Raw genomic sequence first — 24,897 nt, 5'->3', positions numbered from 1 at the left:
TGACAGCATGTTGAGGATCAGGGGCGTCCTGATTGCCGCGATCGTCGTGGCAGCTTTGCCCGGATGCAAGATCATCAAGACACCGACTGCGGAAGAAAAAGCCGCAGCGACGGCCAAGAGCGCATTCGATCCGAATGCCAAGGTCGAGGCCATTTGGCAGTCCGAGGTCGTCCCCTACTATGAAAAGCGTGCCGGCGGGCTCAAGGACGTCGTGGCACTCGCCGCTTCAAGCCCCGATCAGGCGGGCGAAAAATATGGCAATCCGCACAAACAGGCGAGCTCTCCCTGGACCTATGCCGTCAAGTTCAACGGCAAGGTCATTGCCGCCGATACGGCGTCACGGGCGGCGACGCTTGATGTCGATGCCGATGGTGACGGCAAGGCCGACGCAAAAGTGCAGATCGGGCCGGCCATTCGTGGCACGGCGCTGCGAGACACGCTGGATTTCGTCAATTTCAACGAGTTCAAGAACCAGATCGAATGGGCGCAGTTCGGCAAGTCCTTCAATGAGAAGGCCAACAGCGCCTTCCTATCGGCGGTTCCGCGCGACGGGCTGGTCGGCAAGATGGTGACCGTGACAGGCGCTTTCCCGTTGCCATCAGGCAGCGACCTCCCACTCGTGACCCCTTCGGCGCTGACGGTGGCACCATGACGGTGGCCGAGGCTCCCAAGGACGATATCATCCTGCGCCTCGACGATGTGTCGAAGGTCTATTCCGGCATCGTCGCAGTCAAGCGCGCCAATCTCGAACTGCGCCGCGGTGCCGTCAACGTGCTGGTCGGTGAAAACGGCGCCGGCAAATCGACACTGATGAAGATTATCGCCGGCGTCGAACGGCCGACGCTCGGGAATATCATCCTTGATGGGGAAACCGTTTCCTTCGCGAGCCCCGCGGATGCGCAGGCGCACGGCATCGGCATGATCTTCCAGGAGCTCAATCTCTTCGCCAACATGTCGGTTGCCGAAAATATCTTTGCAACGCGCGAACTGACCCGCGGCGTGCTTGGCATCGACCACAGGGAACAGGTCCGCAAAGCGAATGAATTCCTTACGCGACTCGATGCCGGGATCGATGCCGAGACCATGGTCGAGGACCTGCCGATCGGCCAGCAGCAGCTTGTCGAGATCGCCAAGGCAATGTCGCTGAATGCCCGCATCCTGATCATGGACGAGCCGACATCGGCGCTGTCGGCAGCGGAAGTCGATATCCTCTTCAAGGTGATCGGCGAACTGAAGGCGCAAGGGGTGGCGATCGTCTATATTTCGCATCGCCTGGAAGAGCTGATGCGGATCGGCGATTACATCACCGTGCTGCGCGACGGGCAGATTACCGGCCAGGCGATGGTGAGGGATATAGACACGCGCTGGATCGTACGCTCGATGATCGGTTCGGACGCCAAGGATTTCGCCAAATCCGTCGAACATGCAGTCGGCAAGGAAATGTTTCGGGCCGAGAACATCAGCCTGCCGCGCCCGACCGGCGGGCTTGCCGTCGACGATGTTTCATTGACGGTCAAAGCTGGCGAGATCCTCGGTATTTACGGCCTGATGGGCGCCGGGCGAAGCGAATTCTTCGAATGCGTCATCGGCCGCCATGCGCATTCGACCGGCAAGATCTTCATCGACGGCAAGGAAGTGCGCGCTCGGGACACCACGCGACGCATCCGCCGGGGTCTCGCGCTCATTCCCGAGGACCGGCAGCGTGAGGGCCTGGTGCAGGTTCTCTCCATCGCTTCCAACCTGACGCTAGCGAGCCTCGGCCGGTTCACCCGTCTCTTCCATATCAATGCCAAGGCGGAGAAGAACGCCATCGCGGAGGCGATCCGCGATCTCTCCATCAAAGCACCGAACCCGGACTTCGAGGTGACCTCCATGTCCGGCGGCAACCAGCAGAAAGTGGTCATCGGCAAGGCGCTGATGACCAATCCGAAGGTCCTTTTGATGGACGAACCGAGCCGCGGCATCGATGTCGGCGCCAAGGCGGATGTCTTCCGCACGATGCGTCGGCTTGCTGCCAACGGTCTCGCCATCCTGTTTTCAACCTCCGACCTCGAAGAGGTCATGGCGCTCTCCGATCGCATCGCAGTGCTCAGCAACGGCCATCTCATCGCCGTCTTCGACCGCGCGCAGGCAACAGAAGAAGCCATTATCGCGGCCTCCGCCAAGGGGCACGAACATCAAGGGAAACTCGCGTCATGACGGCGGCTACCGCATCCAATTCCGCGCCGAAGGGCGCGAACGGCTCCTTCCTGCTGACGCTGATGAAGCTTCGAACCTTCATCGCGCTCTTTGCCGTCATCATCTTCTTCTCGATCTTCGCGCCGAACTTCACCTCGACCGCAAACATGATCCTGATGTCGAAGCACGTGGCGCTGAATGCTTTCCTGGCGATGGGCATGACCTTCGTCATCATCACCGGTGGCATCGACCTCTCGGTCGGCTCGATCGTCGGCCTCTGCGGCATGGTCGCCGGCGGGCTGATCCTTTATGGCATCGAACTGCCGATCGGCTATACGGTCTATTTCAACCTCGCCGAGATTGTGCTGATCACGCTGGCGATCGGTCTCTTCATCGGCCTGATCAATGGCTTGCTGATTACCAAGCTCAACGTCGCGCCCTTCATCGCCACACTCGGCACGCTCTATGTCGCCCGCGGCCTGGCGCTGCTTTCCTCCGACGGCCAGACCTTCCCGAACCTCGTCGGCCGACCGGAATATGCGACGACCGGTTTCGATTTCTTCGGTGCCGGCCGCATTCTCGGCCTGCCGGTCTCGATCTGGATCCTGATCGTGCTGGCGCTTCTTGCCGCCTACGTGGCGCGCTCGACGCCGATCGGGCGACATATCTTCGCTGTCGGCGGCAATGAGCGCGCCGCGCGCATGTCGGGTATCCGCGTCGATCTGGTGAAAATCTTCGTCTATATGTTCTCTGGCCTGTGTGCTGCGATCGTCGGCATCGTCATCTCCTCGGAGCTGATGGCCGCGCATCCAGCAACGGGTGAAAGCTTCGAACTCAACGCGATTGCCGCGGCCGTTCTTGGCGGCACCTCGATGTCGGGCGGACGCGGCACGATTGGCGGCACGATCATCGGCGCCTTCGTGATCGGCATTCTCTCCGACGGTCTGGTCATGATGGGGGTTTCCTCCTTCTGGCAGATGGTCATCAAGGGTCTGGTGATCATCATCGCCGTCGTCGTCGATCAGGCGCAGCGCCGGCTGCAGCAGCGCGTGACCCTCATGCAGATGGCAAAGGCAGGTTGAAATGGCTGAATTGAAAGGTGCTTTGATCGGTTGCGGCTTCTTTGCGATCAACCAGATGCACGCGTGGAAGGATGTCGACGGCGCCTCGATCGTGGCGATCTGCGACCGCGATCCCGAGCGCCTGAAAATTGTCGGCGAACAGTTCGGCATCAACAGGCGCTACACGGATGCCGCGGCCATGTTTGCCGATGGCGGCTTCGATTTCGTCGACATCGCCACCACGGTCCAAAGCCACCGGGCGCTGGTGGAGATGGCGGCGAGCCACAAGATCCCCGCCATCTGCCAGAAGCCCTTCGCCAAGACGCTTGTCGACGCCAAGGCGATGGTCGAGGCCTGCCGAAGTGCCGGCATCCCGTTGATGGTGCATGAGAATTTCCGCTGGCAAACGCCGATCCAGGCCGTCCGCCGGCTGCTCGACAACAAGGCGATCGGCACGCCCTTCTGGGGCCGTTTCTCCTTCCGCTCAGGGTATGACGTCTTTTCCGGCCAGCCTTACCTCGCCGAAGGCGAACGTTTCATCATCGAGGATCTCGGCATCCACACGCTCGATATCGCCCGCTTCATCCTTGGCGACGTGAAGACGCTGACGGCGCGCGCAAAACGCGTCAATCCCAGGATCAAGGGCGAGGATGTGGCAACGATCCTGCTCGACCACGAATGTGGGGCGACCTCTATCGTCGACGTCAGCTACGCGACGAAGCTTGCCGCCGAGCCTTTCCCGGAAACGCTGATCGAGCTCGACGGCACCGATGGCACGATCCGCCTTTCATCCGGCTATCGGCTCGAGGTCACGAATGCTGCCGGCACGGTCGTTTCCGATGCGTCGCCGCAGCTTCTCTCCTGGGCATCGCGACCCTGGCACAATATTCAGGAAAGCGTCTACGCCATCCAAAAGCACTGGATCGAGCGGCTGAAGAACGGCGGCGAGCCGGCAACCTCAGGCGCCGACAATCTCAAGACATTCGCCCTTGTCGAAGCGGCCTATGACAGTGCCGCATCGGGAAAGACGATCGACGTGGGGGCCATGCTGAAATGATGACGGACGCCTTTGCCCTCTACGGCACGCATGAGGCCGAAGAGCATCCGGTCCGCCTGGCTGCCGGGCGCCTCTCGGTCGATCTTGCCAAGGGCAATCTGCGGACGATCCGCTATGACGGCGTAGAAGTATTGCGTGCCGTCTCCTATCTGGTGCGTGACCGCGACTGGGGGACCTATAGTCCGACAATCGACAATCTCTGGGTCGAGCAGGGCAAGGATAGCTTTTCCGTCCGTTATGTCGCCCATTGCAAGGGACCGGAAGACACAAGGCTTGCCATTTCGGTGCATATTGCAGCCACCGAGCGGGAGCTGATCTTCGAGGCGGGAGCCCTTTCGCCAACTGGTTTCGAGACCAATCGCTGCGGCTTCTGCATCCTGCACCCGATCGTCGGCATTGCCGGAAGCCCGGCCAAGGTCGAGCATGTCGACGGCAACGTGAACGAGACGCGCTTTCCCGATCAGATCGAGCCCTGGCAACCTTTCAAGGATATGCGGGCGATTACCCATCAGGTGTTGCCGGGTATTTCGGCCGAATGCCGGATGGAAGGCGATACGTTCGAGATGGAGGATCAGCGCAACTGGTCCGACGCTTCCTACAAGACCTATGTGCGCCCGCTGGCGCTGCCCTGGCCGTATCAGATCACCGCGCACGAACCGGTGCGGCAGAGGATCGTCCTTTCCATCCGCGATACCAGAAGCGGGCAAGTGGCGGCCCTCGGCTCGACCGCTGATGACATCCGGCTCGAACCGGGTGAGCGCGGCGGCACCATGCCGGCGATCGGCCTGCTCGTCACCCCCGATGAAGCGAAAGCGACGCTTGAAGCCCGCAATCTGCTTTCCGAGATCGCTCCGCAGGAACTGCTGTTCCACTTCGACCCGAATGCCGGCCACGGGATGCGGGCTCTAGTGGATTTCGCTGCCGTCGCCGCTATCAACGGCGGCAGATCGACGCTGGAAATCGCCTTGCCCTGCAAGCAGGCGCCAGCCATCGAGACGGCAGAGATCGCACGGCAGATGCAGGATGCAGGCTTCCACCCGGACGCCATCCTGATCTCGCCTGCCGTTGATCGGCAGTCGACGCCTCCGGGCAGCAAATGGCCCGAATGCCCGCCACTCGAGGAGGTTTATGCTGCGGCCCACGAAGCCTTTGCCGGCATTCGTATCGGCGGCGGCATGCTGAGCTACTTCACCGAACTCAACCGCAAACGGGTGCCGGCCGACCGCCTCGGTTTCGTCAGCCACTGCACAAATCCCATCGTCCATGCCGCTGATGATCTCAGTGTCATGCAGACGCTGGAGGCTCTGCCCTTCATCACCGGTTCGGTGCGCGCCATCTATGGCGACAAACCCTACCGGATCGGCCCCTCGACCATTCCCATGCGGCAGAACCCCTATGGCAGCCGCACAATGGACAATCCCTCCGGCAGACGCATTCCGATGGCAAACCGCGATCCGCGTCATAATGGCCGCTTCGCGGAGGCGTTTGCGCTCGGTTATGCCATCCGGATACTTGATGCCAATATCGAATGCCTGACGCTCGCGGCACTCACTGGTCCTTTCGGCCTCATTGCCGGCAAGGCAGAGCCAACGGACGAAGGCGGCAATCGGCCGCTCTTCAAAGTCGTCAAGCTACTGTCGAGCCTTGCCGGATCGCCATGGAGCAACTGCATTTCTTCGCGCCCGTCGGAACTCCTGGCTTTCGTTTCCCGGCAATCGTCAGCTGCGACGCTGCACATCGTCAACCTGACCGCGGAAGAGCAAAGCATCGATATCAGTGCTTTCGGGTCAGCCTCGCAAGGCACGAGCATGGCACTCGCGCCTTTTGGTACGGCGTCGATCATACTTGCCGTTTAGGATTTTCAGGCACATCGCGCAGACCGTTGGGCATCACTATGGGTGCCGTGGATATTCCATGCGACTGGAAAAGCGAGACGACGATGAAGGCGTTGCGAGCTGGCCCCTCGCCCCAGGTTCTGGCATATCCCGCTAGCGCGCAGGCGCACTTCTGTCGGAAACAGCTCGGGGTGGGCAGCCGATCGAGGCGCCCACCTGCATTGACGATGGTCGACGTTATCTTCTCCTGAGATCAATTGTGATCGCGAGGCGGAGAATTCTTCCGCTGCCGCCACGCGCTGTCCGTCAGTTGAGACGGGTTTGCGTTGCGGTGGCGCTGTACCAGTCGAAGGGCTTGTCTGCGGTTGCCACCATGACGCTCTTGACGCTGAAATGATCGTTGAAGCTTTCCAGTCCGAACTCACGGCCGATGCCGCTTTCACCGACACCTCCCCAGGGAGAGGCCGGATCCAGGCGGTGATGGTCGTTGACCCAGACAATTCCGGCCTTGACGCCAGCCGCGACGCGGTGCGCGCGGGCAACATCGCGGGTGCGGATTGCAGCTCCGAGACCGAACGGCGAATCATTGGCGAGGCGCAGCGCCTCTGCTTCATCCTTGAAGGGCGTAACGCTGGTGAATGGCCCGAATACCTCTTCCTGAAAGACGCGCATGTCCGACTTGACGTCGGCAAACACGGTCGGCTGGACGAAATAGCCGCCTTCAAATCCCGGTACGTTTGCGATGTCGCCGCCCGCGACCGCACGGGCTCCGGCCTCCCGGCCGAGCTGGGAATACCTCAGGACACGCTCGCGTTGCTTGGCCGAAATAACGGGGCCAAGCTGCGTCTCAGGATCGAACGGGTTTCCGATCCGGAGGGAACGCGCCTTTGCGGCAAGTTTTTCGACAAAGGCATCGTAGATCGATTCCTGGACGAGATGCCGGCTGCCGCACACGCATGTCTGGCCCGCCCCGATGAAGGCGCCAAACGCGGCATAGTTCACTGCCTGATCGACGTCGAAGTCGTCAAAGACCATGACGGGGGTCTTGCCGCCGAGCTCCAGCGTCTGATGCGCGAACACTTTCCCGGCGGCGCTGCCTGCAATCCGGCCGGCTTCCGTGCCGCCGGTCAGCACGAGTTTGTTGATGTCGGGATGCTCTGCCAGGAATCGGCCAGCTTCGGGGCCGTAGCCAAGGACGACATTGAACACGCCTTTCGGCAGTCCGGCTTCAACGAAGATCTCCGCAAGTTTCAAGGTGGTCAGCGGGGTATATTCCGACGGCTTGACGACGGTCGTGCATCCAGATGCCAAAACCGCGGCAAGGGACTTGCACATGATCATCAGCGGATGGTTGAACGGCGTGCAGTTGGCGACGACGCCGATCGGCGTGCGCAGCGTGTAGTTGAGATAGGACCCTTCGACCGGAATGACATCGTCGCGGCGGGCAATTGCAAGGCCAGCAAAGTAGCGGAAGAAATCCGGAAGCCGGGACAGTTGCGCCCGCGTCTCATTGAGCGGCCTGCCGTTGTTCAGCGTCTCCAGGCGGTACAGAGTTTCAAGGTTGGCCTCAAAAGCATCCGCCAGTCTGTTGACGAGGCGGGCCCGCGCGCGAATATCCATCCCGCCCCATTCGCGGCCTTCGAAAGCCGCACGCGCACTCTTCATCGCGCAATCGATATCGCTAGGCGTCGAGTTCGGAATGCGCGCGATCACCATTCCGGTCGCCGGGTTGCGGACATCGATGAACGCGCCGTTGCCAGCGTCGATTTCCTTGCCATCTACGAAATTACCGTGGGTCTCCACGGCAGGATTACGGGTCGTTTGGTTCATGACTTTTCTCCAATCAAGACCTGACAGCGCTCCGCCCGAGGGCGGATAGGACACGCTTCTGGCCATCAATCACGTGGGCACGGATGAGTTTACGCGCCACACGGGCATCATGCCGCTGCACGGCATCGATGATATCGCCGTGTTCATCGACGAGCTTTTGCGGGTCTCGTCCCTTGATGGCGCTGACGGAAAGGCGAACGAGGCGGTCGGCCTGATCAAGAACATCCCGGATGGCGGCCTCCATCCGGCTGTTGCCGGAGGCGGCCGCGAGCGCATCATGAAAGGCCCTGTTGTAGTCGATAAATTCCTCTTCGGGTCCGATGGATCGAAAACGATCCAGGGCCGACAGTGTCTGATCGTCGGCGCTCTCGATCGCAGCGGCGACACATGCGGGCTCCAGCGCAAGGCGAAACTGGAAGAGATCCCGGACGTCTTTCATCGAAATCGGATTGACCTGATAGCCTTGGCGCGGCTGCACGGTCACCAGGCGATCCTGCTGCAACCGCAGTAACGCTTCGCGGATTGGCTGTCGGCTGACCTCATAACGGGCAGCGAGATCCTGTTCGCGGATTTCCTCGCCCGGCATCAAGCGGCAGGTCAAGATTTCGGTGCGAAGCGCGTCGTAGATATTTTCTCTGAGCAGCAAGTTCGTATCTCGCTTCTAGCATTTCCGTATTTCGTGATATTTCACAATATGAGTCATACGCCTGAAAAATAACGACTTGCAATACACAAAAATGGGATTTATGAAATATCAAACCCTGCGCAGTTAGGGATTTGTGATGGACAAGAAAATGAACCTTTACGTGGCCGGTCGTGGACAGCCGCTGATCCTGCTTCATTCGTTGCTGTCCGACCGTGAAAGTTTCGATAGAATAATGCCCGCGCTCACTGCGCACTATCGAGTGATCGTCCCCGATCTTCCAGGTTTTGGCGGATCTCCCGCGAGCGTGGAAGGTTTTGACGAAACCGCGGATCGTATCGCAAACCTGATCGAAGCATTTGCGGCGAATGAGGAAGCTGCCCTGCTCGGAAATGGTTTCGGCGCGTTTGTGGCGCTCCAGACTGCGATCAGGCATCCTACGCTAGTATCCCGTCTCGTTCTGATAGGCTGTGGGACAAGATTTTCGGACGAGGGCAGGGAGGCGTTTCGAAAAATGGCGACGGTCGCGTCCGCGGCCGGGCTTGCTGCGGTTGCCGAAACCGCGATGAACAGATTGTTTGCCGCCGAATTTCAAGAGAGCCATCCCGATCTAATGCAGGATCGTCGACAGGCGTTTCTCCGCACGAATGTGGGTGTCTTTTGCGAGGCCTGTGACACACTCGCTTCGCTTGATCTGTCGACCGGCGTTTCGGCGGTGCGCTGCCCGACACTGGTCATTGTCGGAGATGAAGATCGGGCAACACCCTCAGAGATGGCCCATGATCTGGTCGGACGGCTTCGCGATGCCAGATTATCCATACTCAAGGGCTGTGCCCATGTACCGCCACTGCAAGCGCCCGACGAGGTTATCGCCCTGCTTGATCAATTTCTCGCAGCCCCTGTTTCTGCCCACCCACAGACGATCTCACTCGAACGGTAGGAGGGGTTTCTTCGTGTCGCTGCCCAGGCTCTACAAAGTTCGATCACGATCGCATCTAGAAAGAGACATCTTCCGCTGAGCGGAAAACGACGCGACTATCTTTTGCAGTCGAGGTCTAAGGATTTGAGCATAGCCTCGTCGAGCTCCGGTCTGCCTGGCGCATCATCGGCCTGATCGTTCACACGGGTCATACTTCAGAAGCATTTGCATGGCTTGCAACAGCGGCAGCAGCGCATGGCTCAACGCCAGATCGCTTTCGATCGTGTCGCGGACAGCCGTTTCGAACGCGCTACCGTGCACGCACGAATCCGGACACCGAAGCTAGAAGGCGCCACGTTTTTCCAACCCGAGATAGCCATTCCGACAAACGGATCCTCCGGCCGCTGCCGCCTTCCCCCGCAAGGCCCCAATGAAACGGGCATCGATCATAAGACGCCTATTCTCATGGTTAGCTCATCATACCAGTTGACATGTCAATGAGCATCCGGCAAGAAAGGCCCCAGCTTACAAGAGGAGGACGTAATGCTGACGCTTTCTGCAAAATTGAAGTCTTCATGCATGGCTGCCATCGCTGTTGCGGCCGTTGCAGTCACCCCCGTCAAGGCTGAAGACATCACGCTCTGGACGCTGAACTTCGACAACAATGCCGCCAACGTGGCCCTGAAGAAGGTTGCCAGCGACTTCGAAGCGGCAAACCCCGGAACCCATATCGAGATCGTCCAGCGCGCTGTCGACGAACACAAGACGGCGCTGCGCGTTGCCGCCGGCTCCAACCGCGGCCCAGACATCTATTTCAGCTGGGCAGGCCTTGGCCTCGGCGGCGAATATGTGAAGGCCGGCCTGTCGCTGCCGCTCGACAAGTACTACACCGAATACAAGTGGAACGACGAGCTGCTTCCCTCGGCAGCGGCCTTTGCCGACCTTTATCCGGGCGGCAAGCACGGCACGCCTTTTACCTTCAAGGGTGAGGCCGTCTATTATAACAAGAAACTCTTCCAGCAAGCCGGCATCACCGAGGAGCCGAAGACCTATGAAGAGCTTCTGGCCGCAGCCGACAAGCTGAAGGCAGCCGGCATCCCGGCCTTCACCTTCGGCGGGACGGTCAACTGGCACGTCATGCGCCTAATAGATGTGATCCTCGAAACCAAGTGCGGCGCTGAAAAGCACGACCAGCTGAAGCTGATGAAGCTCGACTGGTCGAAGGAGCCCTGCGCCACCGACAGTTTCGCCGAATTCGCCAAGTGGACGAAGGACTATACGCTGCAGCCCTTCATGGGCATCGACAACAAGCAGTCCTATAGCCTCTTCACCGCCGGTCGCGCAGCGATGATGCTGGAAGGCGACTGGCTGGTCGGCCAGCTCTCGGGCAGCGGCGCCAATCTCGACGATTACGGGATCTTCCCCTTCCCGACCAATACCAACCGCCTCTACGGTTTCGCCGAGTACAATTACATCAGCACCAAGACCAAGAACCCGGATATGGCTGCGAAATTCGTCGACTATTTCCTGTCGACGAAGGTGCAGCAGGATCTCGTCGGGCAGATCAGCTCGATCTCGGTCAACAAGAACGTCCAGTACACCAACCAGAAGCCTCTGGAAGCCGAGTGGCTGGATATCTTCAAGACCTACGACAAGATCTATATGAACGGCGACCAGGCCTTCCCGCTTGATGTGACGACGGAATATTTCCGCGTCATCAACGATGTCGCCTCCGGCAGCATCGAACCGGCCGACGCCGCCAAGCAGATGCAGGCCTTCATCGCCGGCAGAACCTGACCCCTCCCGAGACGCCGGCTGGCCGACACCTTGTCGGTCGGCTGGCGCCGCATCCGCAAGACCGGCAGGGTGGATATCCTGCCCCCGGAGGTGAGAATGTCCTTGCGCCAAACAACGCATGATCCGCGCGTGCAGGCCTTCATCCTGCTCGTCCCGGCTCTGGCCATCTACGCGATCTTCGCGCTCTACCCGATGCTGAACGTGGTCGTCATCAGCTTCCAGAAATGGAACGGGCTAGACCCGCAGCGCCCATTCGTCGGCCTTGCAAACTACACGGCGATCTTCACGCGCGACCCGGTCTTCTGGGTCGCCTTCAAGAATACCGTGATCTGGACGCTGATGAGCCTGGTCTTCCCGCCGCTGGTCGGGCTGCTGCTCGCGCTCAGCCTCAACCAGAAGATTTTTGGCCGCAACAGCCTGCGCGCCATCTTCTACCTGCCCGTCATCATCGCGCCGATCGCCGTCGCCACGATGTGGAAATGGATGTACGATCCCTTCTTCGGCCTGTTCAGCCAGATGCTGACCACATGGGGCATGCAGACCTGGATCAAGGACTGGCTCGGCAACAAGGATATTGCGCTCTATTCCGTCTTCATCGCCTACCTCTGGCAGACCGTCGGCTTTTCGATGGTGCTGTTCCTGGCAGGTCTTCAGAACGTCTCGCAGACGCTGGTGGAAGCCGCCCGCATCGATGGTGCCGGCCGCTGGGCAGTCTTCAAGCATGTCACCCTTCCGGCGCTGCGCCCGACGATCACCATCGTTCTGGTTCTCTCAATCATCTCCTCGCTGAAGGCCTTCGATATCGTCTATGGCCTGACCGGCGGCGGCCCGGCCCAATCGACGCAGATGCTGGCGCTCTGGGCCTTCACCCAGGCCATGCAGATCTTCGATTTCGGCCGCGGTGCAGCGATCTCGGTCGTGCTGCTTCTCATCACCGTGGCGATCGTCATCCCCTATCTGCGCTGGACGCAAAAGCATGAGGAGGTCGAATCGTGACAGTTCTCGGAGCGCAAGCCGATGATCTCGACATCGATACCAAGCCGCTTCGCCTGAAGCGGGATCCCATCCTCATCGGCTTGTGGATCGCCCTCATCCTTGTCGCGCTGATCTGGGTGGCACCCTTTGTCTTCATCGTCTTTACCTCGCTGAAAACACCGGCTGCGGTCACCAGCACCGGCGCCTTCATGCCGCCGACGGAACTCGCCTTTCAAAACTACGCCGACGCCTGGAGCCGCGGCAATTTCGCAAGCTCCTTTTTCAACAGCGTGATCATCACCGTGATCAAGGTGCCGCTCGGCCTGGCGCTGTCGGCAATGGCCGCCTACGCACTTGCCAAGATCAAGCTCAGGATCAGCAAGGCGCTGCTTCTGCTCGTCGTCTTCGGCACGATGATCCCTTTCCAGGTGATGCTGGCGCCGCTCTTTACACTGGTGAATTCCTTCGGACTGATCGACACCTATCCCGGCGTCATCCTGCCCTACATCGCCTTCGGTGTTCCCTATCAGGTCTTCATCCTGCACGGCTTCTTCAAGGGCATTCCGAAGGAGTTGTCGGAGGCTGCCCTCATCGATGGCGCAACACATTTCACCATCTTCCGGCGCATCTTCCTGCCGGTTTGCCTGCCGGTTCTTGCCGCCTTGCTGATCCTCGACTTCGTCTCAACCTGGAACGAATTCGCCATGGCGCTCGTCCTTCTGCAGGACCAGCATATGTGGACCCTGCCGCTCGGCCTGATGTCGTTCCAGGGCCAGTTTTCCAGCAATTACGGCCAGCTCAACGCCGCGATCGTGATGACCGTGCTTCCGGCGACGATCGTCTATCTCATGTTCCAGCGCTACTTCGTGTCCGGACTGACCTCCGGCGCCGTGAAGGGCTGATACCGAAATCTGTTCTACGAGGAGAGACATATGTCCGATGCAGCAGTCGAAAAATGGGGTGTGTTCGAAGCGGCCTTCGCCGGCCCATCCGAAGGCAATCCCTATCTCGACGTGGCATTCGATGCCGTGTTCACGCATAAGAGCCGCGAGGTCCGTGTGCCTGGCTTTTACGACGGCAACGGCACCTACCGCATCCGCTTCATGCCCGATGTCGAAGGCGAATGGTCCTTCAGGACGCGTTCGAAGACCGCTGCCCTGGACGGCAGGACGGGGCAGTTTGCAGCAACCGCCCCGTCAGCCGGCAATCACGGCCCGGTGCGCGTGCGCAACAAATTCCATTTCGGCTATGCCGACGGTACGCCCTTCTTCTCCTTCGGCACTACCTGCTATGCCTGGACGCATCAGCCCCTGGAGATGCAGCAACAGACGTTGGAGACGCTGAAGAAGACCCGCTTCAACAAGATCCGCATGGGCGTCTTCCCGAAGGACTATCCCTATAATACCAACGAGCCGCTGCACGCCTGCTTCGAGAAGGATGCTGACGGCAAGGAGGATTTCGACCGGCCGAACCCGGCCCTCTTCCAGCATTTCGACCGGCAGGTGGCCGCCCTTTGCGCGCTCGGCATCGAGGCCGACATCATCATCTTCCATCCCTATGACCGCTGGGGTTATGCCGACATGTCGGCCGAGCAGGATTTCCGCTATGTCGCCTATCTGGCGGCGCGGCTTTCTGCCTATCGGAACGTCTGGTGGTCGCTCGCCAACGAATATGACTTCCTGATCGACACCAAGCCGATGGAACAATGGGACCGCTATTTCCACATCCTGGAAGAAAACGATCCCTACCAGCACCTGCGTTCGATCCATAACGGCGACGTGACGGCAAATTTCGATCATCGCAAACCGTGGGTCACCCATACCTGCATCCAGAATCCCGACGTCAAGCGCACGCAGGAATGGCGCAACGCCTATGGCAAGCCGGTCGTCAACGACGAGCCGGAATATGAAGGCGACATCGTGCAGTCCTGGGGCAATCTCTCCGCCCAGGAGCTGGTGCATCGCTACTGGATCACCATGGCGCGCGGCGGTTATGCCGGCCACGGCGAGACCTATTCGCATCCCAAGGACCTGATCTGGTGGGCGAAGGGCGGCGAGCTGCGCGGCGAGGCCTGGAAGCGCATCGGCTTCCTGCGCGATCTACTCGAGGCCGACGTCAGGCACGGGCTGGAACCGCTCGGCGTCCTCGGCGAATGGCCCTGGTCACGCGTCTCTGGCGCAAGGGATGGCGACGGCGATTTCCGGCTGATCTATCTCGGCGAGCACCAGCCCGTCATCTGGTCATCAGGCCTGCCGCTCGACGACGACAATTACGAGGTCGATATCATCGACACCTGGGAGATGACGATCACGCCGGCCGAGAAGGTTGCCGCACCCGTCCCGCACCCCACTCGCCACGGCGCGATCGTGCGTGGCGGCAAGCCGGACGCGGCTTTCGGCGTCAAGCTTCCGCGCAAGCCGCATCAGGCGCTGCGTGTGCGCAGAAAGCGCTAGGGATTTAAGGAGGAGCCCATGTCCGGCTTGAACATCCAGAACGTCAAGAAATCCTTCGGCGCGGTCGACATCATCCATGGCATCGATGTCGATATCGCCGATGGCGAGTTCGTCATCCTCGTCGGCCCGTCCGGTTGTGGCAAGTCAACGCTCTTGCGCATGATTGCCGGTCTTGAGGATATCAGCGCCGGCAAGATCAGCATCGATGGGCGCGTCGTCAACAATCTGCAGCCGAAGGACCGTGACATCGCCATGGTCTTTCAGAACTACGCGCTCTATCCGCAGATGACGGTCGCCCAGAATATGGGCTTTGCGCTGGAGCTCGCCGGCGCCAAGCGGCCGGAGATCGACAGGAAAGTCTCCGAAGCTGCCGCCATCCTCGGCCTGCAGCCGTTGTTGGAGCGCAAGCCGGCACAGCTTTCCGGCGGCCAGCGCCAGCGTGTTGCCATGGGTCGCGCCATCGTTCGCGATCCGAAAGTCTTCCTCTTCGACGAGCCGTTGTCGAACCTCGACGCCAAGCTGCGCGTCAAGATGCGGGCCGAGATCAAAGCCCTGCACCAGCGCCTGAAGACGACGATCGTCTATGTCACACATGACCAGATCGAAGCCATGACCATGGCCGACAAGATCGTCGTGCTGCAGGGCGGCAAGGTGGAGCAGATCGGCAGTCCGCTCGAACTCTACGACCGGCCGCGCAACATCTTCGTCGCCGGTTTCCTCGGCTCGCCGGCGATGAACTTCCTCGAAGGCACGCTCGAGACTGGCGGCAGTCCGAGCCTCGCTCTTTCCGGCGGCGCGCGCGTCAAACTCTCGCAGGCGCCTGAGAATTCCGCCGGCAGGCAACTGACACTCGGCATCCGCCCCGAAGATATTTCGCTCGGTGGCGAGGAAGGTGTCGAAGCGATCGTGAAGGTGATCGAGCCGACCGGGTCGGAAACCCACGTCGCCGTCGAGGTCGAGGGCAAGGAACTGACTTGGGTCCTGCGCGAACGGGTGAACCTGGCGCCTGAACAGCGGGTGAGACTGTCTTTTGCGACCCCGAAAGTGCATTTCTTCGACCGGCAGACGCAGAACCGGCTTGACGCCTAGGACGGTCATGGATGGAGCGACGAGCCGGGCGGCCTGACACCACCCGGCTCCTTATTTACGGTGGCGGTCCGCCCCAGTCAGGCCACCGTACTGAGTGTTCGCGCAATCGCGTTGCGCCAGCCGACAATTCTCGCCTGCCTGTCTATGTCAGCCATATCAGGCTCAAAGCTGCGGTCGCTCGCCCAGGCGCGCGCAAATTCCTGCCGATCCGGCCATACACCGGCTTTCGATCCAGCAAGCCAGGCTGCGCCGAGCGCCGTCGTTTCCAACGTCGCTGCCCGATCGACGGGACTTGAGAGAATATTGGCGAGATGCTGCATGGTCCATTCGGATGCGGACATGCCGCCATCGACGCGCAGTACCGTCTCAATCGGGTGGTCGCCCCAGTCGCTTCGCATCGCCACAAGCAGGTCGAGCGTCTGGTAGGCAACCGATTCCAGGACGGCGCGCGCCAGTTCCGCCGGGCCGCTGTTGCGTGTCAGGCCGAAAATCGCGCCGCGGGCCTCCGGATCCCAATAGGGGGCGCCGAGCCCGGTGAAAGCGGGCACGACATAGACCCTTTGCTGCGGATCGGCTCTGTCGGCCAGCGCGCCGGTTTCCGATGCATTTCCGATAATGCCGAGACCATCACGCAGCCACTGCACGGCAGCACCGGCAATGAAGATCGACCCTTCCAGCGCGTAAGTGCTCTTGCCGTTCAAACGGTAGGCGATGGTGGTGAGCAGCCGGTTCTTCGAATGCACGCGGTCGTCACCCGTATTCAGAAGTGCAAAACAACCAGTGCCGTAGGTCGATTTCACCATGCCCGGTTCGAAACAGGCATTGCCGATTGTCGCCGCCTGCTGGTCGCCGGCGACACCGAGGATTGGGATCGCGGCGCCGAAAATGCCGGGATCGACCGTGCCGAAATCGTCGGCGCTATCCTTGACCTCGGGCAGCAGCGCCCGCGGGATGCGCAGGATCTTGAGAAGCTCGTCATCCCAGCAGTTCTCGGCGATGTTGTAGAGCAGGGTTCGCGAGGCGTTGGTCGCATCGGTGACATGCGCCCGCCCGCCGGTCAGCTTGTAGATGAGCCAGCTGTCGATCGTGCCGAAACAGACCTCGCCGGCCTCGGCCCGGGCACGCAGTCCCTCGACATTGTCAAGCAGCCAGCGCAGTTTCGTTCCGGAGAAATAGGGATCGAGAAGCAGGCCGGTCTTGGCAGTGAAGAGCTTTTCGTAGCCATCGACCTTCAGCCGGTCGCACATTTCCGCTGTGCGCCTGTCCTGCCAGACGATCGCCCTGTGCAGCGGCCTGCCGGTGTCTTTTTCCCAGACGACGGTCGTTTCCCTCTGATTGGTGATGCCGATGGCAGCGATTGCGCCCGGCGCCACACCGCTCTTTGTGAGAGCGTCGCGCGCGGTCGACAGTACCGTGTCCCAGATCTCACTGGCATCATGCTCCACCCAGCCGGTCTGCGGGAAATGCTGGGTGATCTCAGTCTGCGCCGAGGATGCGATCCGCATCTGAGGATCGAAAATTATGGCCCGCGACGATGTCGTGCCCTGATCGATGGCAAGGATATGGCCGCTCATGACTTTACTTCCTGCGCAACAGCTATCGTTCCGCCGGAACGGCAGCTCTGTCCCCATTATTGTTTTGGAAAATCGGGAATGGCCGGGTGCTATCGCACCCGGCCGATGACGCTTATTTCTTGGCGTCGGCCCAGCTCTTGACGAGCTCGTCGTAGTTGACGGTGATGGGCTTTTCTTTCTCGTTCTCGATCTTCAGCTGCGGAGCGAGGTTGCCCTTCTTCACCGCATCTGCGTTCCAGTAAGCGAGATCATGCTCCTCGGCGAGCTTCGGGCCGATATCGCCCTGCACCTTGGCGCGTTCGAGGCGCTGCAGCACCTTTTCCTGTTCGGCGCACAGCGAGTCCATGGCCTCCTGCGCGGTCTTTGCACCGGAAGCGGCATCACCGATTGCCTGCCACCACAGCTGCGCGAGCTTCGGATAGTCAGGAACGTTGGTACCGGTCGGCGACCACTGGACGCGGGCTGGCGAGCGGTAAAACTCGATCAGGCCGCCGAGCTTGGGAGCGCGCTCCGTGAAGCTCTTGTCGCGGATTGTGGATTCGCGGATGAAGGTGAGGCCGACATGGCTCTTCTTCACGTCCACAGTCTTCGAGGTGACGAACTGCGCATAGAGCCATGCGGCCTTGGCGCGGTCGTCAGGCGTCGACTTCATCAGCGTCCAGGAACCGACGTCCTGATAGCCGAGCTTCATGCCGTCCTTCCAGTAGACGCCATGCGGGCTGGGGGCCATGCGCCACTTCGGGGTACCGTCTTCGTTCATGACCGGCAGGCCGGGCTTGACCATGTCAGCGGTAAAGGCCGTATACCAGAAGATCTGCTGGGCAACCGCACCCTGCGCCGGAACCGGGCCGGATTCGGAGAAGGTCATGCCACCTGCTTCCGGCGGAGCATAGCCCTTGATCCAGTCGAGATATTTCTGGATCGAATAGACGGAAGCCGGGCCGTTTGTGTCACCGCCGCGTGCGACGCAGGAGCCGACCGGACGCGAATTCTCGTCGACCTTGATGCCCCATTCGTCGACCGGAAGACCGTTCGGCAGGCCCTTGTCGCCGTTGCCGGCCATGGACAGCCAGGCATCGGTGAAGCGCCAGCCGAGCGACGGGTCCTTCTTGCCGTAGTCCATATGGCCGAAGACCTTCTTGCCGTTCACGTCGCGGCCGGTGAAGAATTCGGCAATGTCCTCATAGGCCGACCAGTTGACGGGAACGCCGAGGTCGTAGCCGTATTTCGCCTTGAAATCGGCCTTGTTCTTTTCGTCGTTGAACCAGTCGTAGCGGAACCAGTAGAGGTTTGCGAACTGCTGGTCGGGAAGCTGGTAGAGCTTCTTGTCCGGCGCGGTCGTGAACTTGGTGCCGATGAAGTCGTCGAGATCGAGGCCGGGATTGGTGACATCCTTGCCTTCATTGGCCATCCAGTCCGTCAGCGAACGGGCCTGCTGGTAGCGCCAATGGGTACCGATCAGGTCGCTATCGTTGACATAGGCGTCGTAGATGTTTTCGCCCGACTGCATCTGCGTCTGCAGCTTTTCGACCACGTCGCCTTCGCCGATCAGGTCATGGGTGACCTTGATGCCGGTAATCGCGGTGAAGGCGGGCGCCAGCACCTTGGATTCGTATTCATGCGTTGTCAGCGTTTCGGACACRACCTTGATGTCCATGCCGGCGAAAGGCTTGCCCGCATCGACGAACCATTGCATTTCCTTTTCCTGGTCCGCGCGCGTAAGCGTCGAGAGATCGCCGACCTCCTTGTCGAGGAAGGTTTTCGCCTCATCCATGCCGGCATAGGCGGAGCCCGCCATGGCCAGCAAAATGCCTGCTGTCGTCACTAGTAGATGCCGTCGCATAATATCCTCCCAGGTTTAGCGATTGCAGTCCTTACGTCTCAGGCGGCCAGTACCCCCGGCCATCCGTATCAGCTTGGAATCACACGTAACGGAACACGCCGATGGCGTAGATCACGGAGATGCCAAGAGCCCACCACAGGCTGGGTCCGACAAGACCCAACCATGCGAGATGAATGAATGCTGCGCCGAGCAGCGAGATGAAGAGCCGGTCGCCGCGCGTCGTCTCGAACCGAAGCAAGCCAACGCGCGGCGAGCCGCCCGGCGAAAAATATTCCCAGACGCTCATGGCGATGAGCAGGGTCAGGATCGTGAGAAAGAAGAGCGCCGTCGGCAGCGTCCAGGCCATCCACGAAAGGGTCATATCCTGATCTCCTCAGACGCGGCCCAGGGCAAAGCCCTTGGCGATGTAGTTGCGAACGAAATAGATGACGAGCGCGCCGGGAATGATGGTCAGCACGCCGGCTGCCGCGAGCACACCCCAGTCCATGCCAGCCGCCGAGACCGTGCGGGTCATGATCGCCGAGATCGGCTTCGCCGCCGTCGTCGTCAGCGTGCGCGCAAGCAGGAGCTCAACCCACGAGAACATGAAGCAGAAGAAGGCGGCGACACCGACGCCGCTCGCAATCAGCGGCATGAAGATCTTCACGAAGAAGCGCGGGAAGGAATAGCCGTCAATATAGGCGGTCTCGTCGATCTCCTTCGGCACGCCGGACATGAAACCTTCGAGGATCCAGACAGCGAGCGGCACGTTGAACAGGCAATGGGCAAGCGCCACTGCGATATGCGTGTCGATCAGGCCAAAGGCCGAATAGAGCTGGAAGAACGGCAGTGCGAAGACGGCCGGCGGCGCCATGCGGTTGGTCAAGAGCCAGAAGAACAGGTGCTTGTCGCCTAAAAAGCGATAGCGCGAGAAGGCGTAGGCGGCGGGAAGTGCGGCGAGCACGGAGATGACCGTGTTCATCGCCACATAGATGATCGAGTTGATATAGCCGTTATACCAGGACGGATCGGTGAAGATGACCGCGTAATTCCTGATTGTCGGGTTCTGCGGCCAGAGCGAGAAGGTGCCGGTGATCTCGGCATTCTCCTTGAAGCTCATGTTGACCAGCCAGTAGATCGGCAGCAGCAGGAAGAGAATGTAGATCGTCGTGACCACCCAGGAGAGGTTTCCGGCGGGCTTGTATTTCATTTTTGAAACCATGGATCTCTCCTTTCTCAAGCGTTTGCGTCGCTGCTGGTCATGACCGTGTAGAAGATCCACGACAGCAGCAGGATGATCAGGAAGTAGACGATCGACATGGCCGCCGCGGGCCCGAGGTCGAACTGACCGACGGCCATCTTGACGAGATCGATCGACAGGAAGGTCGTCGAATTGCCCGGCCCGCCGCCGGTAACGACGAAAGGCTCGGTGTAGATCATGAAGCTGTCCATGAAGCGCAGCAGCACGGCGATCAGAAGCACCCGCTTCATCTTCGGCAGTTGGATGTAGCGGAAGACGGACCAGCGCGAGGCGCCGTCGATCTTGGCAGCCTGGTAATAGGCGTCGGGGATAGACACGAGGCCGGCATAGCAGAGCAGCACGACGAGGCTCGTCCAGTGCCAGACATCCATGACGATGATGGTGATCCAGGCATCGAGCGGATCGCGGACATAGTTGTAGTCGAGGCCGATCGCTTCCAGCGTATGGCCGAGCAGGCCGATATCGACGCGGCCGAAGACCTGCCAAATCGTGCCGACGACGTTCCACGGGATCAGCAGCGGCAGCGCCATCAGGACGAGGCAGATCGGCACGCCGATACCCTTCTTCGGCATGTTGAGCGCGATGAAGATGCCGAGCGGAATTTCGAGCGCCAGGATGATGATCGAGAAGAGCAGGTTGCGCTGCAGGGCTGCCCAGAAGCGATCCGACTCCAGGGTCTGCACGAACCAGTCCGTGCCGGCCCAGAAGAACTCGTTATTGCCGAACGTATCCTGCACCGAATAGTTGACGACCGTCATCAGCGGGATGGCCGCCGAGAAGGCGACGAGCACCAGGACAGGCAGAACCAGAAACCAGGCCTTGTTGTTCCAGGTCTTTTCCATGATTCAGGCCTCCCTGCCGACACGCCAGGAATCGGCGTAGATGCTGATCGCTGCGGGGTCGAAACTGACCCGCGCATCTTCCGGGATCTCGGCGTCCTCCGATAGGACGATCGCCAACGGCTGGCCGGCAAAACGGGCGCGTACGATCTTCTGGCGTCCGATATCCTCGACCTTGGAGATCGATACCGGCATGCCGTCACGGCCAAGCCGGATGAATTCGGGACGGATGCCGAGCTCGACCTTGGCGGCCCGCGACGTGTCGGGCGCATAATCGAGATTGATGGTCTCGCCGCCGACACTGACGCTGGAACCAGCGACCTTCGCGGGCATGACGTTCATGCCGGGCGAGCCGATGAAATAGCCGACGAATGTGTGGCTCGGCCGCTCGAAGAGTTCGGCCGGCGTGCCGATCTGGACGATCTCGCCTTCATACATGACCACCACCTTTTCGGCGAAGGTCAGCGCTTCCGTCTGGTCATGCGTGACGTAGACCATGGTGAAGCCGAACTGCTTGTGCAGGCGCTTCAGCTGCGAGCGCAGCACCCATTTCATATGCGGATCGATGACGGTCAACGGTTCGTCGAACAGGATGGCGTTGACGTCATTGCGCACGAGGCCGCGGCCGAGCGAGATCTTCTGCTTCTGATCGGCCGTCAGGCGCTGCGCCTTGCGTTTTGCCCAGTCGGTCAGATCGATCATCTCGAGGATTTCGCGGACGCGCCGGTCGACCTCGGGTTCGGCAACGCCCCTGTTGCGCAGCGGAAAGGCCAGATTGTCGTAGACGGTCATCGTGTCGTAGATAACCGGGAACTGGAAGACCTGCGCAATATTGCGCGCCTGCGTCGAAAGATTGGTGACATCGCGGCCATCGAAAAGGATGCGCCCGTGCGAGGGCTGCAACAGGCCGGAAATGATATTGAGCAGCGTGGTCTTGCCGCAGCCGGAGGGACCGAGCAGCGCATAGGCGCCGCCATCGGTCCATTCGTGGTCGACTTCCTTCAGCGCATAATCCTTGTCCGACTTCGGGTCGGGCCCATAGGCGTGGCGGATATGGTCGAGCGTGATGCGTGCCATTGAAACCTCCTATGCCGCCTGGTTGCCGGTTGCGATTGCCCGCCCATCAGGCCCGAAGGCCATGAGATGGCGGGTGTCGAGGAAGACGGCGATCTCGGTATCGGGATCGATGTCGTGAATGCCATGCGCCAGCATCACCCAGCGCACACCATTGAAATCGACATGCACGAAGCTTTCCGAGCCGGTGATTTCGGAAATCTGCGTGCGCGCCGTCAGTCGCGGCGAAGCCGAAGTCTGGGCTTGCAGTGACAGATGATGCGGGTGGAAGGCGATCGTGACGGCGCCATCCGGCGTAGCGGCAAGATGTGCCGGCACGACGATCTCAGCGCCAGCTCCATGGCGGAAGATGCTGCCGTTCTTCTCCACCTCGATGAAGTTCAGCGGCGGGTCGGCGAAGGTCTTGGCGGTGACGAGATCGACCGGGCGGCGATAGACCTCGATCGTCTTGCCGAACTGCGTCACGCGGCCTTCGCTCAGCGTCACCGTATTGCCGCCGAGCAAAAGGGCTTCGGAGGGTTCGGTCGTCGCATAGACGAAGATGGCGCCGGATTGCGCGAAGATACGCGGCAGCTCTTCGCGCAGTTCCTCGCGCAGCTTATAGTCCAGATTGGCGAGTGGCTCGTCGAGCAACACGAGGCTGGCATTCTTGACGAGCGCGCGGGCAAGGGCGGTACGCTGCTGCTGGCCGCCGGAAAGATTGAGCGGCGTACGGTCGAGATAGGGCGTCAGCTTCAGAAGCTCTGCGGCCTTGCGCACTTCGATATCGATCGTCTTGGCATCGTGCCGGGCAATGCGCATCGGCGAGGCGATGTTTTCATAGACGCTGAGTGCGGGATAATTGATGAACTGCTGGTAGACCATCGCAACATTGCGCTTCTGCACCGGCATGCCGGTGACGTCGGCGCCGTCGAAATGCACGGAACCGCTGGTCGGCCGATCGAGACCGGCCATCAGCCGCATCAATGATGTCTTGCCGGAGAGCGTCGGTCCGAGCAGGACGTTCAGCGATCCCCGTTCAAATGTCAGGTCCGTCGGGTGAATATGATATTCACCGCCGACCATCTTTGCGGCATGGCGCAATTCGAGCATTCCGGTTCCCGTGCCTCCTCAAGACGGGGACCACATGCCGGCTTAGCCTGCGAGTTTCGCGGGCAGAGCGGCGATGTACTCCTCCAAAATATCTATCTGTTGTGGTGTCATGTGCAGGCCGGCCTTGGTTCTCCGCCAGAGCACATCGTGGGCAGTGACGGCCCATTCATTGTCGATCAGGTAGCGGACCTCGGCCTCGTAGAGGTCGGATCCGAACAACCGGCCGAGATCGTCGATCTTTGCGGCATTGCCGAGAAGCGTTGCAGCCTTCGTGCCGTAGCGGCGGACAAGCCGTCGGGCATGGGCATCGGCCAGGAACGGATAGCGGCTCTTGAGCTTGACGACCTCGCCCTCATAGCCCTGCACCGGAAAATCCCCGCCCGGCAGATGGCTGCCCGCCGTCCACGGCCTGCCCTTGACGCCGATCGCTTCGCCGATCTTCTCCAGCGCATGTTCCGACAGACGCCGGTAGGTGGTGAGCTTGCCGCCGAAGACGTTGAGAAGCGGCGCCTCGCCCGCCTTGCCCTCGACCTTCAGCACGTAGTCACGYGTCGCCTCCTGCGCCTTCGAGGCGCCGTCGTCGAAGAGCGGRCGYACCGCCGAATAGGTCCAGACGATATCCTCCGGCTTGACCGGCTCCTTGAAATATTCCGAGGCCGCATTGCAGAGATAGACGGTCTCCTCCTCGGAGATCTTCACATCCTTCGGATCGGCGGTGTAGTCGCGGTCGGTGGTGCCGATCAGGGTAAAATCGGTCTCATAGGGAATAGCGAAGATGATGCGGTTGTCGGGGTTCTGGAAGAAATAGGCGCGCGGCCCCTCGAACTTCTTCTTCACGATGATGTGGCTGCCCTGGACGAGGCGCACATGGCGGGCCTCGTTATGGCCGAAGGCGGAGCGGATGACATGGTCGACCCAGGGACCGGCGGCATTGATCAGCATGCGGGCCTGATGGCGCTCGCTCTTGCCGGTGAGACTGTTGATCGTCTCGATCTGCCAGACGCTGCTTGCCTGCGCATCCTTTTCCTGATGGGCGGAGACGACCTTGGTGCGTGGCATGATCGTGGCGCCCTTGTCGGCGGCATCGCGGGCATTGAGCACCACCATGCGGGCATCGTCGACCCAGCCGTCGGAATATTCGAAAGCCTTCGTAAACAGCGCTTTCAGCGGTTTTGCCGCCGCATCGCTGCGCATGTTCAGGACCGCAGTCGGCGGCAACAGCTTGCGGCCGCCGAGATGGTCATAGAGGAAGAGGCCAAGCCGGATCATCCAGGCCGGCCTGATCCCGCCCTTGTGATAGGGCAGCACGAAGCGCAAAGGCCAGATGATATGCGGGGCCATGGCCCAGAGGATCTCGCGCTCCATCAGCGATTCCCGCACCAGGCGGAACTCGTAATG

21 protein-coding genes are annotated in these 24,897 nt (G+C 60.6%); 11 read left to right on the top strand and 10 right to left on the bottom strand.

The genetic code is table 11. From position 1 onward, the window contains the following. Window positions 1–7 precede the first annotated feature (7 nt). Genes AC1DF8_RS17230 through apnL form a run of 5 tightly spaced genes read left to right on the top strand, consistent with a single transcriptional unit; the run spans window position 8 to window position 6,152 of the window. The gene (locus AC1DF8_RS17230; RefSeq protein ID WP_478154251.1) at window positions 8–652 is read left to right on the top strand and encodes a DUF2291 family protein; all 645 of its coding nucleotides are present in this window, start codon (window positions 8–10) and stop codon (window positions 650–652) included. Beyond that, window positions 649–2,199 carry a sugar ABC transporter ATP-binding protein gene (locus AC1DF8_RS17225; protein WP_113013821.1) on the top strand — a complete coding sequence of 517 codons (1,551 nt, stop codon included), beginning with the start codon at window positions 649–651 and terminating at the stop codon, window positions 2,197–2,199. The genes AC1DF8_RS17230 and AC1DF8_RS17225 overlap by 4 nt, the downstream gene beginning before the upstream one ends. Continuing rightward, window positions 2,196–3,260, top strand: coding sequence for an ABC transporter permease (locus tag AC1DF8_RS17220; RefSeq protein ID WP_112969595.1), 1,065 nt, complete (start codon window positions 2,196–2,198; stop codon window positions 3,258–3,260). Before AC1DF8_RS17225 ends, AC1DF8_RS17220 begins: the two co-directional genes overlap by 4 nt. A 1-nt stretch (window position 3,261) precedes the next feature. Beyond that, window positions 3,262–4,296: a Gfo/Idh/MocA family protein gene (locus tag AC1DF8_RS17215; RefSeq protein WP_478154250.1), complete on the top strand. Its 1,035-nt coding sequence runs from the start codon at window positions 3,262–3,264 to the stop codon at window positions 4,294–4,296. Continuing rightward, window positions 4,293–6,152: a D-apionate lactonase gene (apnL, locus tag AC1DF8_RS17210; RefSeq protein ID WP_478154249.1), complete on the top strand. Its 1,860-nt coding sequence runs from the start codon at window positions 4,293–4,295 to the stop codon at window positions 6,150–6,152. Before AC1DF8_RS17215 ends, apnL begins: the two co-directional genes overlap by 4 nt. Before the next feature lie 285 nt (window positions 6,153–6,437). Here the strand turns inward: apnL and AC1DF8_RS17205 are convergent, their stop codons facing one another. Then, window positions 6,438–7,961 (bottom strand): aldehyde dehydrogenase, encoded by a 1,524-nt coding sequence (locus AC1DF8_RS17205; RefSeq protein ID WP_478154248.1) that lies wholly within the window; start codon window positions 7,959–7,961, stop codon window positions 6,438–6,440. A 13-nt stretch (window positions 7,962–7,974) separates the two neighbouring features. Continuing rightward, window positions 7,975–8,607, bottom strand: a complete 633-nt coding sequence (locus tag AC1DF8_RS17200) for a GntR family transcriptional regulator (RefSeq protein WP_112542021.1) — start codon at window positions 8,605–8,607, stop codon at window positions 7,975–7,977. A 136-nt stretch (window positions 8,608–8,743) separates the two neighbouring features. Here AC1DF8_RS17200 and AC1DF8_RS17195 point away from each other — a divergent pair, with 136 nt between their 5' ends. The 6 genes from AC1DF8_RS17195 (at window position 8,744) to AC1DF8_RS17170 (ending at window position 15,837) form a co-directional block, all read left to right on the top strand. After that, window positions 8,744–9,544 carry an alpha/beta fold hydrolase gene (locus tag AC1DF8_RS17195; RefSeq protein ID WP_113013826.1) on the top strand — a complete coding sequence of 267 codons (801 nt, stop codon included), beginning with the start codon at window positions 8,744–8,746 and terminating at the stop codon, window positions 9,542–9,544. Between the two features lie 522 nt (window positions 9,545–10,066). Next, window positions 10,067–11,320 (top strand): extracellular solute-binding protein, encoded by a 1,254-nt coding sequence (locus AC1DF8_RS17190; protein WP_478154247.1) that lies wholly within the window; start codon window positions 10,067–10,069, stop codon window positions 11,318–11,320. Window positions 11,321–11,416: 96 nt separating this feature from the next. Beyond that, window positions 11,417–12,316: a carbohydrate ABC transporter permease gene (locus tag AC1DF8_RS17185; RefSeq protein WP_478154246.1), complete on the top strand. Its 900-nt coding sequence runs from the start codon at window positions 11,417–11,419 to the stop codon at window positions 12,314–12,316. Next, a complete protein-coding gene (locus AC1DF8_RS17180) occupies window positions 12,313–13,197 on the top strand; it encodes a carbohydrate ABC transporter permease (RefSeq protein ID WP_113013827.1) in 885 nt (294 codons plus the stop codon). Before AC1DF8_RS17185 ends, AC1DF8_RS17180 begins: the two co-directional genes overlap by 4 nt. Window positions 13,198–13,227: 30 nt before the next feature. Then, a complete protein-coding gene (locus AC1DF8_RS17175) occupies window positions 13,228–14,748 on the top strand; it encodes a DUF5060 domain-containing protein (RefSeq protein ID WP_478154245.1) in 1,521 nt (506 codons plus the stop codon). Window positions 14,749–14,766: 18 nt separating this feature from the next. Beyond that, window positions 14,767–15,837, top strand: coding sequence for an ABC transporter ATP-binding protein (locus AC1DF8_RS17170; RefSeq protein ID WP_478154244.1), 1,071 nt, complete (start codon window positions 14,767–14,769; stop codon window positions 15,835–15,837). 77 nt (window positions 15,838–15,914) lie between these two features. On the opposite strand, the gene glpK is transcribed toward AC1DF8_RS17170, so the two are convergent. The 8 genes from glpK to glpD form a co-directional block, all read right to left on the bottom strand. Then, the gene (gene glpK, locus AC1DF8_RS17165; RefSeq protein ID WP_113115496.1) at window positions 15,915–17,411 is read right to left on the bottom strand and encodes a glycerol kinase GlpK; all 1,497 of its coding nucleotides are present in this window, start codon (window positions 17,409–17,411) and stop codon (window positions 15,915–15,917) included. Window positions 17,412–17,523: 112 nt separating this feature from the next. Next, entirely contained in the window at window positions 17,524–19,254 is a 1,731-nt protein-coding gene (locus tag AC1DF8_RS17160) for an ABC transporter substrate-binding protein (RefSeq protein ID WP_112542013.1), read from the bottom strand. 79 nt (window positions 19,255–19,333) lie between these two features. Next, window positions 19,334–19,615, bottom strand: coding sequence for a DUF2160 domain-containing protein (locus tag AC1DF8_RS17155; protein WP_112969585.1), 282 nt, complete (start codon window positions 19,613–19,615; stop codon window positions 19,334–19,336). A 12-nt stretch (window positions 19,616–19,627) separates the two neighbouring features. Next, window positions 19,628–20,455 (bottom strand): carbohydrate ABC transporter permease, encoded by an 828-nt coding sequence (locus AC1DF8_RS17150; RefSeq protein ID WP_112542011.1) that lies wholly within the window; start codon window positions 20,453–20,455, stop codon window positions 19,628–19,630. A gap of 14 nt (window positions 20,456–20,469) precedes the next feature. Then, window positions 20,470–21,336, bottom strand: coding sequence for a carbohydrate ABC transporter permease (locus tag AC1DF8_RS17145; RefSeq protein ID WP_478154243.1), 867 nt, complete (start codon window positions 21,334–21,336; stop codon window positions 20,470–20,472). Window positions 21,337–21,339: 3 nt separating this feature from the next. Beyond that, complete coding sequence (locus AC1DF8_RS17140) at window positions 21,340–22,410, bottom strand: ABC transporter ATP-binding protein (protein WP_112542009.1); 1,071 nt, start codon at window positions 22,408–22,410, stop codon at window positions 21,340–21,342. Window positions 22,411–22,419: 9 nt separating this feature from the next. Next, window positions 22,420–23,499 (bottom strand): ABC transporter ATP-binding protein, encoded by a 1,080-nt coding sequence (locus AC1DF8_RS17135; protein ID WP_478154242.1) that lies wholly within the window; start codon window positions 23,497–23,499, stop codon window positions 22,420–22,422. 42 nt (window positions 23,500–23,541) lie between these two features. Further along, window positions 23,542–24,897, bottom strand: a 1,356-nt coding sequence (gene glpD / locus AC1DF8_RS17130; protein WP_478154241.1) for a glycerol-3-phosphate dehydrogenase, incomplete at its 5' end; no start/stop codon positions are given.

Source organism: Rhizobium sp. 05N49 (genome assembly GCF_056396805.1).
The sequence above is the reverse complement of the archived record's forward strand: the minus strand, read 5'-3'. Positions and strand labels throughout refer to the sequence as shown.